Origin of the sequence: Janthinobacterium sp. NKUCC06_STL, assembly GCF_019345455.1 — a bacterium.
In the GTDB taxonomy this organism is placed as follows: Bacteria; Pseudomonadota; Gammaproteobacteria; order Burkholderiales; family Burkholderiaceae_D; genus Janthinobacterium; species Janthinobacterium rivuli.
This window is the reverse complement of the sequence record NZ_JAHKQY010000012.1, coordinates 180,005-199,267: the sequence shown is the minus strand read 5'-3', so window position 1 is coordinate 199,267 and position 19,263 is coordinate 180,005. Positions and strand designations below refer to the sequence as shown.

18 protein-coding genes and 1 other RNA gene are annotated in these 19,263 nt (G+C 59.6%); 12 read left to right on the top strand and 7 right to left on the bottom strand.

Annotated features, from left to right (window positions below; genetic code table 11):
* Positions 1–168 precede the first annotated feature (168 nt).
* The 7 genes from KO539_RS26985 to KO539_RS26955 all read right to left on the bottom strand — a co-directional run bounded on the left by KO539_RS26985 (position 169) and on the right by KO539_RS26955 (position 5,116).
* Positions 169–540 (bottom strand): hypothetical protein, encoded by a 372-nt coding sequence (locus tag KO539_RS26985; protein WP_219313159.1) that lies wholly within the window; start codon positions 538–540, stop codon positions 169–171.
* Complete coding sequence (locus tag KO539_RS26980; RefSeq protein WP_219313158.1) at positions 537–1,643, bottom strand: hypothetical protein; 1,107 nt, start codon at positions 1,641–1,643, stop codon at positions 537–539. Before KO539_RS26980 ends, KO539_RS26985 begins: the two co-directional genes overlap by 4 nt.
* Before the next feature lie 294 nt (positions 1,644–1,937).
* Positions 1,938–2,298, bottom strand: a transfer-messenger RNA (tmRNA) gene (ssrA, locus tag KO539_RS26975).
* Positions 2,299–2,417: 119 nt separating this feature from the next.
* Complete coding sequence (locus tag KO539_RS26970; protein ID WP_219313157.1) at positions 2,418–3,122, bottom strand: HAD family hydrolase; 705 nt, start codon at positions 3,120–3,122, stop codon at positions 2,418–2,420.
* Between the two features lie 68 nt (positions 3,123–3,190).
* Entirely contained in the window at positions 3,191–3,886 is a 696-nt protein-coding gene (ubiG, locus tag KO539_RS26965; protein WP_034751812.1) for a bifunctional 2-polyprenyl-6-hydroxyphenol methylase/3-demethylubiquinol 3-O-methyltransferase UbiG, read from the bottom strand.
* 127 nt (positions 3,887–4,013) lie between these two features.
* Complete coding sequence (gene ompA, locus KO539_RS26960) at positions 4,014–4,724, bottom strand: outer membrane protein OmpA (protein WP_034751810.1); 711 nt, start codon at positions 4,722–4,724, stop codon at positions 4,014–4,016.
* Between the two features lie 164 nt (positions 4,725–4,888).
* Complete coding sequence (locus KO539_RS26955) at positions 4,889–5,116, bottom strand: hypothetical protein (protein ID WP_219313156.1); 228 nt, start codon at positions 5,114–5,116, stop codon at positions 4,889–4,891.
* Between the two features lie 264 nt (positions 5,117–5,380).
* On the opposite strand from KO539_RS26955, the gene gyrA reads away from it, so the two are divergent.
* The 12 genes from gyrA to lapB all read left to right on the top strand — a co-directional run bounded on the left by gyrA (position 5,381) and on the right by lapB (position 19,188).
* Positions 5,381–8,059 carry a DNA gyrase subunit A gene (gene gyrA, locus KO539_RS26950; RefSeq protein WP_219313154.1) on the top strand — a complete coding sequence of 893 codons (2,679 nt, stop codon included), beginning with the start codon at positions 5,381–5,383 and terminating at the stop codon, positions 8,057–8,059.
* A 151-nt stretch (positions 8,060–8,210) separates the two neighbouring features.
* Positions 8,211–8,795, top strand: coding sequence for a DUF2059 domain-containing protein (locus tag KO539_RS26945; protein WP_219313152.1), 585 nt, complete (start codon positions 8,211–8,213; stop codon positions 8,793–8,795).
* 27 nt (positions 8,796–8,822) lie between these two features.
* On the top strand, positions 8,823–9,914 hold the full coding sequence (gene serC, locus KO539_RS26940; RefSeq protein ID WP_219313150.1) for a 3-phosphoserine/phosphohydroxythreonine transaminase: 1,092 nt from the start codon (positions 8,823–8,825) through the stop codon (positions 9,912–9,914).
* A gap of 82 nt (positions 9,915–9,996) precedes the next feature.
* On the top strand, positions 9,997–11,067 hold the full coding sequence (gene pheA, locus KO539_RS26935; protein ID WP_035828753.1) for a prephenate dehydratase: 1,071 nt from the start codon (positions 9,997–9,999) through the stop codon (positions 11,065–11,067).
* A gap of 128 nt (positions 11,068–11,195) precedes the next feature.
* Positions 11,196–12,302: a histidinol-phosphate transaminase gene (gene hisC / locus KO539_RS26930; RefSeq protein WP_219313148.1), complete on the top strand. Its 1,107-nt coding sequence runs from the start codon at positions 11,196–11,198 to the stop codon at positions 12,300–12,302.
* Positions 12,303–12,306: 4 nt separating this feature from the next.
* Positions 12,307–13,215 carry a prephenate dehydrogenase/arogenate dehydrogenase family protein gene (locus KO539_RS26925; RefSeq protein ID WP_219313146.1) on the top strand — a complete coding sequence of 303 codons (909 nt, stop codon included), beginning with the start codon at positions 12,307–12,309 and terminating at the stop codon, positions 13,213–13,215.
* Positions 13,216–13,233: 18 nt separating this feature from the next.
* Entirely contained in the window at positions 13,234–14,589 is a 1,356-nt protein-coding gene (gene aroA, locus KO539_RS26920; RefSeq protein ID WP_219313144.1) for a 3-phosphoshikimate 1-carboxyvinyltransferase, read from the top strand.
* A gap of 16 nt (positions 14,590–14,605) precedes the next feature.
* Positions 14,606–15,274: a (d)CMP kinase gene (gene cmk / locus KO539_RS26915; RefSeq protein ID WP_219313142.1), complete on the top strand. Its 669-nt coding sequence runs from the start codon at positions 14,606–14,608 to the stop codon at positions 15,272–15,274.
* A gap of 119 nt (positions 15,275–15,393) precedes the next feature.
* Entirely contained in the window at positions 15,394–17,106 is a 1,713-nt protein-coding gene (rpsA, locus tag KO539_RS26910; protein ID WP_071650172.1) for a 30S ribosomal protein S1, read from the top strand.
* A 17-nt stretch (positions 17,107–17,123) separates the two neighbouring features.
* On the top strand, positions 17,124–17,429 hold the full coding sequence (locus tag KO539_RS26905; protein WP_008446215.1) for an integration host factor subunit beta: 306 nt from the start codon (positions 17,124–17,126) through the stop codon (positions 17,427–17,429).
* A 234-nt stretch (positions 17,430–17,663) separates the two neighbouring features.
* Positions 17,664–17,966: a lipopolysaccharide assembly LapA domain-containing protein gene (locus KO539_RS26900; protein WP_034751796.1), complete on the top strand. Its 303-nt coding sequence runs from the start codon at positions 17,664–17,666 to the stop codon at positions 17,964–17,966.
* 46 nt (positions 17,967–18,012) lie between these two features.
* Entirely contained in the window at positions 18,013–19,188 is a 1,176-nt protein-coding gene (gene lapB / locus KO539_RS26895; protein ID WP_035825667.1) for a lipopolysaccharide assembly protein LapB, read from the top strand.
* Positions 19,189–19,263 lie beyond the last annotated feature (75 nt).

Below are 19,263 nucleotides of genomic sequence, written 5' to 3'. Positions count from 1 at the left end.
GAACGCTTGTCTGCAACGGGCATGGCGAAAAAAGCCGTAATTGGCGCGATCATGCACAAACTAGCACATCTGATCTATGGAGTGATCCACAATGACAGGCCCTTTGATGCGCATTATTTGGCAAAAGGACTTGTCATTCAAGACGGTATCTGACCCCGGCCCATTTTTTCAATCTGTTAGATGTAACCAACCGCGCATTTGAGCGTCTCTTGCTAGGATTTTGGCTTTCTTTTTAATCTCGCTTTCAGCAAACTCGCTGAAGTCAATAGACACATGCGATGGAAATGGCACTCCGTCAGGGTCGACCACCAAGGCCTGCGCAGCGCATTCAGCACACGAGATTGCCATCACGCCGGCAGAGCTACAATCGGGCTGCTGAACAAAATGGCTCCAGCTATCCAATGCTGTGATTTGATCTCCATCATAGACGGAGAGTTTTTTTTCATCCTTTGGTGTCGCTCGAAAGGCTTGAGAAGTTACTCGTCCTTCCTGTACAAAGCTCGGATGCACCTGACGTAGCAATAAAGTATCCGGCGTCATGCTTGCACTCCTACGATTTGGGACAATTGATCTCGTAGAAATATCCAGCCTACTTCTGAGGCTAAGCTAATTTCGTGCTCATTGGTATCGCGTGTAGCAACGTTAAACGCTTGATACTCAGAAATCAACGAGTCCACGTTTATCTCCAAGCTGACTTCCCAATCTCCCAGTGACCATTCCGCTTGCACACCACCCTCTGCCGTTGGATAAATATGAGGCATAGCAAATTCACTGGAATAGTACCTGTCGAACTGGACAGCCAAACGATCAAGCCTGCCTCTGTCGAACCCGCGCCCTTTTCCGTTTAGCCATCCCGTTTTCAGCTGCGCTAACTCATCAAGGCGGAGCGCAACATCCATCGGATCCAACTCGCTAATTTGCTCAACGGTCTGAATTGACTTCAACTTATTATTGCGGTCTTTGAGCGCGATCGCTTGGACAAGGATATAGTCATTATCGGGATAAGAGCGAGCAGCCTCATATATCGAAGTTCTATGCTGCTCATGTAGCGGAGCTTTGATCTTTAACCCATCCCGCAGCTCAAGCTCAAAGCTGCCCCGCGCTGGATCGAATTCACAAACACGCCCCCGAAGAAAGACCTCTTCGGTCCAAGTTTGAACGTGTGCAGCATCAATAAGACGCTTACGGATAGTTGGAGTCAACCTAGCCGTAGCTCCAGCGGGCCTGTCAAACGACATAGACTCATCTTCTTTGAGGCCTCGACCAACGCGATCAAAATAGGCTAAAAACTGTGGAGGTAAATCTGGCTTGCGATTCTCCGATGCTGCTGCAATGGCTTCAACTATTTGGGAGCGAGCTATCTCCAAATACGTCGCAGCGTGTGCCGGCACCAATGTAGAGAACGAGAGAACGATAGCCGCAATAGCACTTCCCTCCTCAACCTGAGCGAGCTTTAACTCCACTCCTTGGGAGAAGTTCTTAAGTACGCGCGCTCGTCCAGGATTAACCTTGAGGTATTCCCATTTTGCAACCGCAATCAACATCTCTTCCAGCGCAGCGAAGTCCTTCAACAGCTCCAGCGGGATACTATGATCGCTAAAGCGTTGCCCTTCTAACTTGGGCTTTACAAAATCTTGTTGCATAAAAAACCTCGGCGAATTGGAACTACGTAACGCAGTCTATGTGGTAATTAAAGACTTGACAAGGTTTATGAGAGGCGTCTAGACGCTTCCTGTCAACGAGCCGAGCGACTTGTCCCGAATTCTGACTCTTACTCACATTTGGGAGCTGAATTTAAGGAAAGACGTTTGGAAATCACCTCATCAAAACAAAAAAAAGCTGTCATTTTGTTGTCATTCCCAGGCTAGAACAGCCCAAAAACAACCCAAATAATGACAGCCTTCATCTTGCTAACTACTTGATTCTAAACAATTCAGTGGTGGAGACGGCGGGAATCGAACCCGCGTCCGCAAGCACTCTACAGACAGTTCTACATACTTAGCACTATCATTTAATTTAACTCAGCCAGCACGGATGTGCACGTTATGGGCAAGCGAGTTACCTATTATTTAGTCGGACGCTAAGTAACCCAGCATACGACGAGTCCCTGTAAATGACTCTAGAGCTTTTGACGGCCCACCCCAGGGACGAGGTGTTCTAGAGCTAACAGCGATTAAGCTGCCAGTGCGTACGAGTTATCGTTTGCAGTTAAGTTTTTTCAGGTTGTATTTACGAGGTAGCCCGCCCTCGGTATGCCCTGCGCTGCTTTGCAACCCACGTCGAAACCAGGTCGTCCCCACAGAACCTTCATTGTAGCGCAATCTGCCCACTCTTGCATGATGCATTCGCGCCATTGGCGTAAGGGGGCTGACCCGTCGGGTCAGACCTCAGCTTTCTGCTGCGAAAAGGGATGTGCCTCAAGCCGCCAGCTGCCGCTCCTGCGCCGCCTTCACTACCGCGCTGACCAGCGCGAGCAAGGCCTGCGGCGTCTCCAGCAAATGGTCCGCGTTCCAGTGCTGCGGCTCGATGGGGCCGCAGTAGCCCCAGGCGCAGGCCACCGTTCGCATGCCGGCGGCGCGGCCGGCCTGGATGTCGCGCAGGTCGTCGCCCACGTACCAGCAGTCTTCCGGCGCCAGGTCCAGGCGGCGTGCCGCTTCCAGCAGGGGGGCGGGGTGCGGTTTCGGGTGCGACATGGTGTCGCCCGAGATCACGCAGCCGGCGGCGCCCAGGCCGATCTGGCCGACCAGCGGGTCGGTGAAGCGGGCGGCCTTGTTGGTGACCACGCCCCAGGCCAGGCCTAGGGCGGTCAAGCCTTCCAGCAGGGCGGGGATGCCGTCGAATAAATGGCTTTCCACGGCCAGGGCCGCTTCGTAATTGTTCAGGAAGCCGTCTTTCAGGGCTTCGTAGCCGCTTTCGCCTGGGGCAATCCCATACGACGCGCCTATCATGCCGCGCGCGCCGGCCGAGGCCGTGGGGCGCAGGATGTCGTACGGCGTCGGCGCCAGGCCGGCACGCGCGCGCAGCAGGTTGATGGCCGCTGCCAGGTCGGGCGCGGTGTCGGCCAGGGTGCCGTCGAGGTCGAACAAGATGGCGCGCGGGGCTGGCAGATGGTCAGTGATCATGGCGGGCAAAGTGTGTCAAGTGGGAATGAAAAATGGCGGCCGCGGCCGCCTTGTATTATGCGTGATGGTTACAGCGGCCGGGTGCAAGCCACCAGGTAATTGACGCTGGTATCGCTATTAAGTGAGTAAATCTTGGTCAGCGGATTGTAGCCCATGCCGCGCATGCTGTTGACGTCCAGGCCGGCGCTGCGCAGGTATTGCGACAGCTCGGCCGGGGTGATGAATTTGTCATAGTCGTGCGTGCCTTTCGGCAACAAACGCAGCAGGTATTCGGCGCCCAGGATGGCGAACAGATACGCTTTCGGGTTGCGGTTCAGGGTCGACAGGAAGACGTGGCCGCCCGGTTTGACCAGCGCGGCGCAAGCCTTGACGATGGCGGCGGGGTCCGGCACGTGCTCGAGCATTTCCATGCACGTCACGACGTCGTACTGGCCCGGCTCTTCCTCGGCCATGGCTTCTGCGGCGATCAGCTTGTAGCGTACCTTGGCGCCTGATTCCAGGCTGTGCAGGTCGGCCACTTTCAAGGCCTTGTCGGACAGGTCGATGCCCGTCACGTCGGCACCCTTGCGGGCCATCGATTCGGCCAGGATGCCGCCGCCGCAGCCGATGTCGATCACGCGCTTGCCGGCCAGCGGCACTTTCGCGTTGATCCATTCCAGGCGCAGGGGGTTAATTTCGTGCAGGGGACGAAACTCGGAAGTGGGGTCCCACCAGCGGTGGGCCAGCTCACTGAATTTTTGGATTTCGAGAGGGTCGGCGTTCATAGGTCGAATAATAGCGGCAATTTTACAATTGGGCAGCCACGGACGAAAAAAAACCCCGCCGTAGCGGGGTTTTTCATGCTGTTCTTGACTTGCGCGATGACTTGCGGCAAGTCCAGAGGTTCAGCAATTACTTGTTGCGGGTACCAACAACTTCGATTTCCACGCGACGGTTTTTCGCACGGCCTTCGGCAGTTTTGTTATCAGCAACAGGTTGTTTTTCGCCTTTGCCTTCGGTGTACACGCGGTTGCTTTCAACGCCTTTGTTGACCAGGTAGGCTTTGACAGCATCAGCACGACGTACCGACAGTTTTTGGTTGTAAGCATCGGTGCCGACGGAGTCGGTGTGACCCACAGCGATGATGACTTCCAGGTTGATGCCACCCAGTTGTGCGGCCAGCTCGTCCAGCTTGGACTTGCCTTCTGGCTTCAGCGTAGCTTTGTCGAAATCGAAGAATGCATCAGCAGCGAAGCTGACTTTTTCCGAGGTAGGAGCAACTACGACTGGCACTGGCACGACTGGTGCTGGTGCTGGAGCAGGTACGACTGGTGCTGGAGGAGCCACGCATTTGCCGTCTTGCAGGGTTTCTGGCTCTACGCACAGTGGTACGTCGCAACCTGGCACCGCGTCAGCAGGTGTCCAGTAGCCGGTACGCCAGCACAGACCGAATGGGTCACGCACGATGACGCCGCGGGCATCTTGCACGTAAGCGCTTTTTGGGCTTGGTGCTTTGATGTCAGTGGTAACTGGCGCGAATGGTGGGGAGGTTGGGGTTTGGGCCGAAGCCGAGCCAGCAATCACTGCGGATGCAGCGAAAAACAGCGTTACAAATTTATTCATTCTTTTTTCCTTTCGGGGGGTGATATCCGCAGAACAACACTGCGCTACTGGTGCTACGTGCCAAGATTTTATCATGTAGACCATATGCGCTCGTTTCAGATTGCGAAACTAGCAATTAACTTCCCAGTCATTTTGCCACACGCATCAGGGGCACACGACCGTGGTTAAATCAAAGCTTGCCCGATTTTAGACCGTGCGTTGTTTTTGCGCAACGAAAATGCCCATTTGTAACGCGTCTGTAACAATTGATCGCTTTTTTTGCCTCTTTTAAGGGCAGGTGTCTTGAACTGATATTGCCATTGTGCATTATCGACAGAGCAACATGCACGGCTCCCGTGCAAACTGCCAATCTTGCCGGTATGGCCAATTTGTACAGGTAGCTGGGCGCGCATGCTAAAATCGTGCGCTTGACTGTCAAGAGTGTCGAGCAAATGCCCACGGCGGCACGGCATGGCCAGCACCTACCCTTGCGGTAGCCGTACTGGCCGTGCCGCCAGCCCGCCGATTTGTTCTGGCACTCTGCGACATGGACACCGGGCCGCGCCAGCAGCGCGCGGCGCGGCGTCCACGACGACAGCCACCCAGGATATGCAGTATTGCGTCATACATTGCGTAACAGATAAGTTAACCACAGCCTGAGATCAGTCGAACCGCCAATGGATCAATTCGCAAAAGAAACAATTCCTATTTCCCTCGAAGAAGAGATGCGCAAGAGCTACCTCGATTACGCCATGAGCGTGATCGTCGGTCGCGCCTTGCCCGATGCGCGCGATGGCTTGAAGCCAGTGCACCGCCGCGTCTTGTTCGCGATGCATGAAATGAATAACGTGTGGAACCGCCCTTACGTCAAGTGCGCCCGCGTGGTCGGCGAAACCATGGGTAAATACCATCCCCACGGCGATGCCTCGATCTACGACACACTGGTGCGCATGGCGCAGGATTTCTCGCTGCGCTACATGCTCGTCGATGGCCAGGGCAACTTCGGTTCCGTCGACGGCGACGGCGCCGCGGCGATGCGTTATACCGAGTGCCGCCTGGACAAGATCGCCAGCGAGCTGCTGGCCGATATCGACAAGGATACCGTCGACTTCCAGCCCAACTACGATGGCAAGGAAAAGGAACCGACGGTCTTGCCGACGCGTATCCCGAACCTGCTGATCAATGGCTCCTCCGGTATCGCCGTCGGCATGGCGACCAACATTCCGCCACATAACATCACCGAAGTCATCGACGGCGCGCTGCACGTGCTGCGCAATCCCGAGTGCACGATCGATGAATTGATCGAGCTGATCCCGGCACCGGACTTCCCGACGGCCGGCATCATCTATGGCGTGTCCGGCGTGCGCGACGGTTACCGCACGGGCCGCGGCCGCGTCGTCATGCGCGCCAAGACCCACTTCGAAGAATACGGCAAGGATGGCGGCCGCATCGCCATCATCGTCGACGAGCTGCCATTCCAGGTCAACAAGAAATCCTTGCTGGAACGTATCGCTGAAAACGTGCGCGACAAGAAGCTCGACGGCATTTCCGACATCCGCGACGAGTCCGACAAGTCGGGCATGCGCGTGGTGATCGAGCTGAAACGGGGCGAAGTGCCGGAAGTGGTGCTGAACAATCTGTACAAGCAGACCCAGTTGCAAGACACCTTCGGCATGAACATGGTGGCCCTGGTCGATGGCCAGCCGAAGCTGCTGAACCTCAAGCAGATGCTGCAATGCTTCCTGTCGCACCGCCGCGAAGTGGTCACGCGCCGTACCGTGTTCGAACTGCGCAAGGCGCGCGAACGCGGCCACGTACTGGAAGGCCTGGCGGTCGCGCTGGCCAACATCGATGACTTCATCGCCATCATCAAGGCCGCGCCGACGCCGCCGATCGCCAAGGTCGAGCTGATGGCCAAGGCCTGGGATTCGTCCGTGGTGCGCGAAATGCTGGCCCGCACGGGCGACGGCACGACGCCAGGCGGCATCGATGCCTACCGTCCGGAAAACCTGCCGAAGCACTACGGCATGCAGACGGATGGCCTGTACAAGCTGTCGGACGACCAGGCGCAGGAAATTCTGCAAATGCGTTTGCAACGCCTGACCGGCCTGGAACAGGACAAGATCGTCAACGAGTACAAGGACGTGATGGAACATATCGCCGATTTGCTCGACATCCTGGCCAAGCCGGAACGCGTCACCGTCATCATCACCGATGAAATGACGGCCGCGAAGAACGAATACGGCGCCGGCAACAAGGACGTGCGCCGCTCGCAGATCGAACTCAACGCCACCGACCTCGAGACTGAAGATCTCATTACGCCGCAGGACATGGTCGTGACCCTGTCGCACACCGGTTACATGAAGGCCCAGCCGATCACCGAATACCGCGCGCAAAAACGCGGTGGACGCGGCAAGCAGGCCATGGCGACGAAAGAGGAAGACTGGATCGACCAGCTGTTCATCGCCAACACGCACGACTACATCCTGTGCTTCTCGGATCGTGGCCGCATGTACTGGCTGAAGGTGTGGGAAGTGCCGCAAGGCTCGCGCAATTCGCGCGGCAAGCCGATCGTCAACATGTTCCCGTTGCAGGACAACGAAAAGATCACCGTGATCCTGCCGCTGTCGGGCGAGAACCGCACGTTCCCGGAAGACCATTATGTCTTCATGTCGACCAGCCTCGGTACCGTCAAGAAAACGCCGCTGAAGGACTTCAGCAATCCACGCAAGGCCGGCATCATCGCGGTCGACCTGGACGACGGCGACTTCCTGATCGGCGCGGCGCTGACCGACGGCCAGCACGACGTGATGCTGTTCTCGGATTCGGGCAAGGCAGTGCGCTTCGACGAAAACGACGTGCGTCCGATGGGCCGTACGGCGCGCGGCGTGCGCGGCATGAACCTGGAAGAAGGCCAGCACGTGATCGCCCTGCTGGTGGCCGAGAACGAGCAGCAGTCGGTGCTGACGGCAACGGAAAACGGCTACGGCAAGCGTACGCCGATTCTTGAATACACGCGCCATGGCCGTGGCACGAAAGGCATGATCGCCATCCAGACCAGCGAACGCAACGGTAAAGTGGTTGCCGCGACCCTGGTCGATACCAGCGATGAAATCATGCTGATCACCACCGGTGGCGTATTGATCCGCACCCGCGTGTCGGAAATCCGCGAGATGGGCCGCGCGACGCAGGGCGTGACCCTGATCGCCGTGGAAGACGGCACCAAGCTGTCCGGCCTGCAGCGCGTGGTGGAAACGGATATCGACGAAGTCGAGCTGACGACGGAGGCGGACGCCGCGCCTGCGCCGGCAGCGGCTGAACCAGCCGATCCGGTCGATCCGGCTCAGCCGGAGTAAGATGATTGGGGCTCTTTCGGGAGCCCCAATTGCTATTGGCGCGTGCTTATGCCGCCAACAGAATTGCGTAGGTCGGCTTGGCCCGTCGGGCGTAAGCCGACATGCATCGCCGGCAATGTCTATTTACAAGTCACTCAATATCCCGCATGCCATGAGAAAAATCGTCGCCACCTTCTTCGCCGCGTTTTCGCTGGCCTTCCTTGCGACCCTGCCGGCCCTGGCCCAGAGCGCGCAAGCCACCCCGGCGCGCCAGGCGGCGCCCAGCCCCGCCATGAAAGTGGCCGTGCGGCGCATGCTCGACGCGATGCAGTTCCCGCAACTGACGCGCAATATCTTCGACCAGATGCTGCAATCGGTGCCGGCCATGATCCGCCAGTCGGCGCAGCAGCAAATCAGCGGCAACCCGAACCTGGACGAACAGCGCAAGGCGCGCGCGCTGGCCAGCGCCGAGGAAGAAATCCCCCTGGCCATCGCCACCCTGACGCAGGTATTGGCCGACCCGACCCTGATCGACGAACTGGGCGACGAAATGGTGCCCCTGTATGCGCGCTTTTACACGGTGCCGGAAGTCGAGCAGTTGACGGCCTTCTACAAGACGCCGCTGGGCCGCAAGATGCTGGCCACCATGCCGGAACTGTCGGCCGAGTCGATGGCCATCAGCCAGCGCGTGCTGATCCCGCGCGTGAATGCCGTGCTTGACCAGGTCATGCGGGCGGCCACGCAGTCGCCCCAATAAGATTCCCATTTTGCCAAGGACCGTATCGTGACCCATATCTACAATTTTTCCGCCGGCCCCGCCGTCTTGCCCAAGGAAGTGCTGGCGCAAGCTGCCTCTGAAATGCAGGACTGGCATGGCAGTGGCATGTCGGTGATGGAAATGAGCCACCGTGGTCCCGAATTCATTTCCATCTACAAGCAGGCAGTGGCCGACCTGCGCGAGCTGCTGGCCGTGCCCGACAACTATAAAATCCTGTTCCTGCAGGGCGGTGGCCTGGGCGAAAACGCCATCATCCCGATGAACCTGGCGGGACTGGCGGCGCAGCAGCCGGCCACCGTGGACTTCGTGCACACAGGCTCGTGGTCGGGCAAGTCGGTCCAGGAAGCGGCCAAGTATGCCAACGTGAACGTGGCCGCGTCGTCCAAGGCCACCCATTTCACGGGCGTGCCGCCCGTCTCCGAATGGAAGCTGACGCCAGGCGCCGCCTACCTGCACATCTGCACCAATGAAACCATCGACGGCGTGGAATTCCAGCAGGCGCCAGGCGTGCCGGCGGGGACCACCATCGTGGCCGACATGTCCTCGCACATCCTGTCGCGCGTGATCGACGTGTCGCAATATGGCGTCATCTTCGGCGGCGCGCAGAAAAATATCGGCCCGGCCGGCCTGACCCTGGTCATCGTGCGCGAAGACTTGCTGGGCAAGGCGCTGCCGATCTGCCCGTCGGCCTTCGACTGGACCATCGTGGCCGAACATGAGTCGATGTACAACACGCCGCCCACCTACGGCATCTATATCGCCGGCCTGGTTTTCCAGTGGCTCAAACGCCAGGGTGGCGTTGCAGCCATGGAACAGCGTAATATTGAGAAAGCGGCGCTGCTGTACGCGGCGCTCGATGCGGACGACTTCTATCAGAACCGGGTCGACCCCGCATACCGCTCGCGCATGACCATCCCGTTCTATCTGCGCGACGAAAGTCTGAACGACGCATTCCTGGCCGGCGCCAAGCAGCGCGGCCTGCTGCAGCTGAAGGGCCACAAGTCCGTCGGCGGCATGCGTGCATCGATCTATAACGCGATGCCGATCGAGGGTGTGCAAGCCTTGGTGAATTATCTGAACGAGTTTGCCGGACGCTGAGTCGCCTAGACGACCGCGCCGGCCCGCCGCCGGCGCAGGCCGCGCGGCCATGATTGAAGTACAGCTGACGAAACAAACCACCATGACCGATAAATTGAAACCGCTGCGCGAACAGATCGATGCGATCGACGCGCAAATCCTCGAACTGCTGAACCGCCGCGCGCAAATCGCCCAGCAAGTGGGCCACGTGAAGGCCGAAACCCAGGCGCCCGTGTTTCGCCCCGAGCGCGAAGCGCAGGTGCTGCGCGGCGTGGCCGAGCGCAATCCCGGCCCCATGGGCGACCGCGAAGTGCAGACCATCTTCCGCGAAATCATGTCGTCCTGCCGCTCGCTGGAAAAGCGCGTGACCGTGGCCTACCTTGGCCCGGCCGGCACCTTCAGCGAACAGGCCGTGTATCAGCAGTTCGGCAGCGCCGTCGAAGGCTTGCCGTGCGCGTCCATCGATGAAGTATTCCGTTCCGCCGAGGCGGGGACGGCGGACTTCGGCGTCGTGCCGATCGAAAATTCCTCGGAAGGCGCCGTCAACCGCACCCTGGACATGATGCTGCAGACCAGCCTCATCATCAGCGGCGAAGTGGCGATCGCCGTGCACCACAGCCTGATGACGAAGAGCGGCAACATGGATGGCGTCACCGCCATCTGCGCCCATTCGCAGGCGCTGGCGCAGTGCCAGGTGTGGCTGAACCAGAATTATCCGAACGTTGCGCGCCACGCCGTCGCCTCGAACGCCGAAGCGGCCCGCATGGCCGGCGAAGACGGTACGGTGGCGGCGATTGCCAGCGAACTGGCCGGCGCGCAGTACAAGCTGGGCGTGGTCAAGGGCCATATCCAGGACGATCCGCACAACCGCACGCGCTTTGCCGTCGTGGGCACCTTGCAGACGGCGCCGTCGGGCAAGGACCAGACCTCGCTGGTATTGGCCGTGCCGAACAAGGCCGGCGCCGTGTACCAGTTGCTGGCGCCCCTGGCCAAGCACGGCGTGTCGATGACGCGCTTCGAGTCGCGCCCGGCGCGCATGGGCAGCTGGGAGTATTATTTCTATGTCGACGTGGAAGGCCACGTGCACGACACGGCCGTCGCCCAGGCGCTGGGCGAGCTGCAGAGCAATGCGGCGTTTTTCAAGGTGCTGGGGTCGTATCCGGTCAGTCTGTGACGCCGACGGTGGTGTCGGATTACGGCCTGCGGCCTAATCCGACCTACAATAAGCCGTAGGTTGGGTTAGCGCAGCGTAACCCAACAAAAACCACCAGCCTAATCATTCACCAACTTTTAAAGAACACCATGTCTAAAAATATCGGTCCAGAATACGTCCGCGCCATCGCCCCTTACCAGAGCGGCAAACCGATCGCGGAAGTCGCGCGCGAATTCGGTCTCGACGAGGCAGCCATCGTCAAGCTGGCGTCGAATGAAAATCCGTACGGCATGCCGGAATCGGCCAAGCAGGCGATGATCGCCGCCATCGATGACCTGGGCCGCTACCCGGACGCCAACGGCTTCGACTTGAAGGCAGTGCTGTCGAAGCGCTATGACGTGCCGGCCGACTGGATCACCCTGGGCAATGGCAGCAACGACATTCTGGAAATCGCCGCGCACGCTTTCGTGCAGCATGGCCAATCCGTCGTGTACTCGCAGTATTCGTTCGCCGTGTACGCACTGGCCACGCAAGGCCTGGGCGCGCGCCACCTCGTCGTGCCGGCGCAAGCTTACGGTCATGATCTGGACGCCATGGCGGCGGCGATTGCCGACGACACGCGTTTGATTTTCATCGCCAACCCGAACAACCCGACCGGCACCTTCCTGACGGCGGCGCAGCTGGAAGCCTTCCTCAAGAAAGTACCGGCGCATGTCGTCGTCGTGCTGGACGAGGCCTACAACGAATTCCTGTCGGCCGATGACCAGTACGAGTCGACGGCGTGGGTGCGCCAGTATCCGAACCTGGTGGTGTCGCGCACCCTGTCGAAGGCCTACGGCCTGGCCGGCCTGCGCATCGGCTTTGCCATCGCCCAGCCCGTGCTGACGGACCTGATGAACCGCATCCGCCAGCCGTTCAACGTCAACTCGCTGGCGCAGGCGGCCGCGATTGCCGCCCTGAACGACAAGGCCTTCCTGGAGCAGAGTGCGCGCAACAACGCTGCCGGCTACCAGCAGTTCACGGAGGCGTTTGCGCAACTGGGCCTGGAATTCGTGCCGTCGCACGGCAATTTCGTGCTGGTGAAAGTGGGCGACGACGATGAAGCGGGCGCGCGCGTGAACCTGGCGCTGCTCAAGCAGGGCGTGATCGTGCGTCCCGTGGGCAGCTATGGCTTGCCGCAATGGCTGCGCATTTCCATCGGCCTGCCGCAGGAAAACGCCATCTTCATCGCCGCGTTGACGAAAGCGCTGGCCTGACGATATGACGACGCCTGCACTGAACAAGGTAGTTATCTTTGGCGTAGGCCTGATCGGCGGCTCGTTCGCGCGCGCCCTCAAGCACGCGGGCGCGGGCGGCACGGTAGTTGGCATGGGCCGCTCGCCGGCGTCGATGGCGCGCGCGCTCGAACTGGGCATCATCGACGCCATCGGCGGCGACATGGCGCAAGCCTTGCATGGCGCCGACCTGGTGCTGCTGGCTGCGCCCGTGGCGCAGACGGGCGCCATCCTGGCATCCATCGCGCCGCACCTGCAGCCGGGCACCATCGTCACCGATGCGGGCAGCACGAAGAGCGACGTGGTGGCGGCCGCGCGCGCGGCGCTCGGTGGCAAGGTCGGGCAATTCGTGCCCGGCCACCCGATCGCGGGCCGCGAGACGAACGGTCCCGACGCGGCCATCATCGATCTGTATCAAGGCAAGAAAGTGGTGCTCACGCCGCTGGCGGAAAACGCCGCGGACGACGTCGAACGGGTGGCAGCCGCCTGGCGCGCCTGCGGCGCCATCCTGCACACCTTGAGCCCCGAAGAACATGACAAGGTGTTTGCCGCCGTCAGCCATCTGCCGCATTTGCTGGCCTTTGCGCTGGTCGACGACATTGCCAACAAACCGCACGCGGGCCTGCTGTTCCAATATGCGGCCAGCGGCTTTCGCGACTTTACGCGCATCGCCGGCTCATCGCCGGAAATGTGGCGCGACATCAGCCTGGCCAACCAGCCGGCGCTGCTGCATGAACTGGACGCCTACCTGGCGCAGTTGACGACCTTGCGCGCCCACCTGGCCGCGAACGACGGCGCCGCCATCGAAGGCGTGTACGCGAACGCCCAGCACGCGCGGCAGCAATGGATCGAGGCGATTGAAACGGCGGAAGTGCCGCCCGCGCCCACACGATAAATACTCAAGGATTCCAGCATGACCCAGACCAAGCACTACCCCCACCATATCGACTTGAAGCCGGTGATGCATGCCGAGGGCACGGTGCGCCTGCCCGGCTCGAAAAGCATTTCCAACCGCGTGCTGCTGTTGGCCGCGCTGGCCAAGGGCACGACGAAGATCATCGACTTGCTCGCCTCCGACGACACCTTCGTCATGCTGACGGCATTGACGTCGCTGGGCGTGAAGTGGACGCAGGATGAATTGACGGGCGACCCGGCCACCGCTCACCAGATCCACCACGTGGAAGGCTGCGGCGGCGTCTTTCCGCACCACGAGGCGGACCTGTTCATGGGCAATGCCGGCACGGCGATCCGCCCGCTGACGGCGGCCCTGGCCGTGATCGGTGGCGACTACACCCTGCATGGCGTGTCGCGCATGCACGAGCGCCCGATCGGCGACCTGGTCGACGCGCTGAACGCCGTCGGCACGCAAATCGAATACACGGGCGAGCAGGGCTTCCCGCCGCTGCGCATCCGCCGCGGCCACATCCACGCGCAGCGCATCGCCGTGCGCGGCAACGTGTCGAGCCAGTTCTTGACGGCCCTGCTGATGGTGGCGCCGCTGATGGCGCGCGACCATGCGGTCACCATCGACGTCACGGGCGAGCTGATTTCGAAGCCGTATATCGAGATCACCCTGAACCTGATGCGCCGCTTTGGCGTGACGGTCGAGCATGACGGCTGGCAGTCGTTCACCGTGCAGCCGGGCCAGCAGTATCAAAGTCCGGGCACGATCCACGTCGAAGGCGATGCGTCGTCTGCTTCGTATTTCCTGGCGGCCGGCGCCATCGGCGGTGGTCCCGTGCGCGTGGAAGGCGTGGGGCGCGACAGCATCCAGGGCGACGTGCGCTTCGTCGAAGCCTTGCAGCAGATGGGCGCGACCATCACCATGGGCGAGAACTGGATCGAGGCCCGTTCGAACGGCGTCTTGACGGCCGTCGACATGGATTTTAATCATATTCCCGATGCGGCCATGACGATCGCCGTGGCCGCCCTGTACGCGGACGGCACCTCGACCTTGCGCAATATCGCCAGCTGGAGGGTGAAGGAAACGGACCGCCTGGCCGCCATGGCCACGGAGTTGCGCAAACTCGGTGCCGAAGTGGAAGAGGGCACCGACTACCTGCGCGTGACGCCGCCAGCGCAGATTCTTGCTGCCACCATCGACACGTATGATGACCACCGCATGGCCATGTGCTTCTCGCTCGCCTCGCTCGATGGCGCCGCGCGCCGCGGCAACGAGATGCGCATCAACGACCCGAAATGCGTGGCCAAGACCTTCCCCGAGTATTTCGCCGCGTTTGCGGGGATTGCCAAAGATACCTTGATTTAATTGATTGCCTAATACTATGCCGACCTCCAACATCCCAGTCATCGCCATCGACGGCCCCACCGCTTCCGGCAAGGGCACGGTGGCGCACCGTGTGGCCGACAAGCTGGGCTTTCATTACCTCGATTCGGGCGCGTTGTACCGCCTGACTGCCTTGAGCGCGCTGCGCCGCGGCACGGACTTGCGCGACGAGCACGCGCTGGCCAAGCTGGCCGAACACCTGCCTTGCCATTTTGCCGGCGGCGAGATCCTGCTGGCGCATGAAAACGTCACCGAGCAGATCCGTGCCGAAGAAGTGGGCAATACGGCGTCGAAGATTGCTGTATTGCCAACGGTGCGCCATGCGCTCGTGGGTTTGCAGCTGGGCTTTCGCAAGACGCCGGGCCTCGTGGCCGACGGGCGCGACATGGGCACGGTGATCTTCCCGCATGCCCCATTGAAGGTGTTCCTGACGGCCAGCGTCGAGGCGCGCGCGCAACGGCGCTACAAGCAATTGATAGACAAGGGTTTTTCTGCTAATATGGAAGACCTTCTGATGGATTTGCAGGCGCGGGACGAACGTGATACTCACCGTGCGATTGCGCCGCTGGTCCCTGCGGAAGGGGCGCATGTCCTGGATACGTCGGCAATGACGGCTGATGAGGCCGTCGAAACCGTGTTGAAATGGTATGCGTCAGTTGCAAAATAGTGTGATTACTATGCTATGTGGTGCCCGTTGACGGCTCCTGGCCTGTCCGGGTGTGTCAAAAACCTAACCCAGTTTAAGTCGCATCGTGCGATCTCTGCTGGATAACCTGTGTGAACCCTATGTCTACTGTTACAACTAACGAATCTACCGGTATGGAAAGTTTTGCTGCGCTCTTCGAGGAATCGTTGTCGCGTCAAGATATGCGCTCCGGCGAAGTTATTTCCGCTGAAGTCGTGCGCCTCGACCACAATTTCGTGATCGTGAACGCTGGCCTCAAATCCGAAGCATTCATCCCTGTCGAAGAATTCAAAAACGACCACGGCGAACTGGAAGTCAAAGTTGGTGACTTCGTTTCCGTGGCGATCGAATCGCTGGAAAACGGTTTCGGCGATACCATCCTGTCGCGCGATAAAGCCAAGCGTCTGGCTTCGTGGCTGGCTCTGGAAAAAGCGATGGAATCGGGCGAAATCGTCGTCGGTACCGTCAATGGTAAAGTCAAAGGCGGTCTGACCGTGTTGACCAACGGCATCCGCGCATTCCTGCCGGGCTCGCTGGTTGATACCCGTCCTGTCAAAGACACGACCCCATTCGAAGGCAAAACCCTCGAATTCAAAGTGATCAAGCTGGATCGCAAGCGTAACAACGTGGTTCTGTCCCGCCGCGCCGTCATCGAAGCTTCGATGGGCGAAGAGCGTCAGAAACTGATGGAAACGCTGAAAGAAGGCACGGTCGTGACCGGCGTCGTCAAAAATATCACCGACTACGGCGCGTTCGTGGATCTGGGCGGTATCGATGGCCTGCTGCACATCACCGACCTGGCATGGCGCCGTGTACGTCACCCGTCGGAAGTACTGACGGTTGGCCAGGAAATCACCGCCAAAGTCCTGAAATACGATCAAGAGAAAAACCGTGTTTCGCTGGGCGTGAAACAACTGGGCGACGATCCTTGGACCGGTCTGTCCCGTCGTTACCCACAAAGCACCCGTCTGTTCGGTAAAGTAACGAACCTGACCGACTACGGCGCATTCGTTGAAGTGGAACAGGGTATCGAAGGTCTGGTACACGTTTCCGAAATGGACTGGACGAACAAAAACGTTGCTCCTAACAAAGTTGTCCAACTGGGCGACGAAGTAGAAGTGATGGTTCTGGAAATCGACGAAGAGCGTCGTCGTATTTCGCTGGGCATGAAACAGTGCAAAGCCAACCCATGGGACGACTTCGGTGTTACCCATAAGAAAGGTGACAAAGTCCGCGGCGCGATCAAATCGATCACCGACTTCGGCGTGTTCATCGGCCTGGCCGGCAACATCGACGGTCTGGTGCACCTGTCCGACCTGTCCTGGACCGAAACCGGCGAAGAAGCCGTGCGTCGCTTCAAGAAAGGTGACGAACTGGAAGCCATCGTTCTGGCCATCGACGTTGAGCGCGAGCGCGTTTCCCTGGGCGTCAAGCAACTGGAAGGTGACCCATTCAACAACTTCGCAGCCATGAACGACAAAGGCTCGCTGGTAACCGGTACCGTTAAATCGGTTGAGCCTAAAGGCGCCGTGATCCAACTGTCCGAAGAAGTTGAAGGCTACCTGCGCGCTTCCGAAATCTCGCGCGACCGCGTTGAAGATGCTGGTACGCACCTGAAAGTCGGCGACACCGTCGAAGCAATGGTGTTGAACATCGACCGCAAAGCCCGTGGTATCCAACTGTCGATCAAAGCGAAAGACAACGTTGAAACCCAGGAAGCCATGCAGAAGATGGCAGCTACCGACAACAACGCAGCTTCGGGCACCACCAGCCTGGGCGCCTTGTTGAAAGCTAAGTTCGATAACAAGAACTAAGACTGCGGATACGGCAGATGACAAAGTCCGAGCTGATCAACCGCCTCGCTGAGCGTTATTCTCAGCTGGTGGCGAAAGATGCGGAGTATGCCGTCAAGACCATTCTCGATGCGATGACCAACGCCCTGGCGACGGGTCAGCGTATCGAGATCCGCGGTTTTGGCAGTTTTGCCCTGAACAGCAGGCCCCCGCGCATCGGCCGCAACCCGAAATCCGGCGACAAGGTGATGGTTCCTGAAAAACGGGTGCCCCACTTCAAACCGGGCAAACAGTTGCGCGAGCGCGTGGACGCGATGGTCGGGCAACCGATTATCGAGGATTAATCGTCTGCTGGAAGGCGACATAAAGAGCGGCGTCCTTGGATGCCGCTTTTTTTGTTAATATGCTGAGAATACCTGACATAAGCTACTGCGCGTCGCGCTTTGCGGCCTGCGATGCTCACCGTACTCAAGTACGGTTGCGCTTCTTGGCCACAAATCACTGACGCTCGCTACGCTTCTGTCAGGCATTCCAAGGTTGTGCCATACAGGCATTTTTTGTACTTTCTGGACGTATCGATGAAAATCATCTCCACCATCGTTGGCTGTGTTCTTTTCGTCCTGTTCTTCAGTTTTGCGCTGAAGAATGCGCAGGTTGTTGACCTGCATGTTTTTCTCAATTATGAAATTCGCGGCCCCCTGGTCCTGATGCTGCTGGGCTTTTTTGTCGCTGGCGCGAGCCTGGGCGTATTGGCCCTGACGCCGACCGTGTTCCGTCACCGCCGCGAAGCGACCAAGCAAAAAACCACCATTGCCGCGCTGCAGACCGTTGGCGTGGCCAGCAATGTCCAGCCGCAACCGGACAGCGTGAGCGCGCAGTAAGCGCCGCCGTCGCTCCTATCTCTCTTACTCGAATAAAAACAATCGCATGGATTTTGAACTCTGGTGGCTCTTGGGTATCCCGATGTTTTTCGCGCTGGGCTGGATCGCCGCGCGTGTGGACATTCATCAACTGGTGTCCGAATCGCGCAGCCTGCCGCGCAATTATTTCAAGGGCTTGAACTTCCTGCTCAATGAACAGCATGACAAGGCGATCGACGCCTTCATCGAAGTCGTCAAGCTGGACCCGGAATCGGCCGATATGCACTTTGCGCTGGGTAACCTGTTCCGCCGCCGCGGCGAGACGGAGCGCGCCATCCGCGTGCACCAGAACTTGCTGGCGCGCCCGGACCTGCCGCTGGAACAGCAGGGCCACGCCGCCTACGAGCTGGGCATGGATTACCTGAAGGCGGGTCTGCTGGACCGCGCCGAAGAAACTTTCAATAGCCTGATCGACACGCAATATGCGGCCCAGGCGCGCCGCGCGCTGCTGGAAATCTACCAGCGCGAAAAGGAATGGCCACGCGCCATCGAAGCGGCCGTGGGCTTGCAGGAATCGGGCGCCGGCGCGCGCCAGAAGGAAATCGCCCAGTTCTATTGCGAACTGGCGCATGACGCCCTCGTGCACATGAAGCCGGACGAGGCCATGCCGCTGCTGGAAAAAGCCTTGCAGACGGACCGCAAGAGCGTGCGCGCCACCATCCTGACGGGCGACGTGCTGCTGGCGCGCGGCGACGTGGAAGGCGCGCTGACCACCTGGCGCCGCGTGGAGCAGCAAAGCGTGCCGCACGTGGCCCTGGTGGCGCAGCGCCTGATGGATGGGTACACCAAGCTGGGCCGTCCACAGGAAGGCGTCAACCTGCTGCGCTCCTACCTGGAAGAGGCGTCGTCGATCGACCTGATCGAAGTCGTCTTCAAGGCCGTCATCGAACTCGACGGCGTGGAAGCGGCGAAGCAGCTGGTCAGCGCAGAGCTGCGCCGCACGCCGACCCTGCTGGGCCTCGATAAACTGCTGGAAGCGCGCATGATGGATGCGCCGGCCGCCATCTGGTCCGAGCTGTCGATGGTGAAAAACCTCGTGCACGGCTACACGCAAAAGCTGGCCCGCTACCAGTGCAGCCACTGCGGCTTCAAGGCGCGCCAGTTCTACTGGCACTGCCCTGGCTGCAACAAGTGGGAGACTTACCCACCACGCCGCACAGAAGAACTCAATGTCATGAACTGATTCGTACACGTCACCTTGCCCTGAGCAATGTGGCGTGTACTTCTATGTAAGACCTGCTTTTTATCCATACGGTAC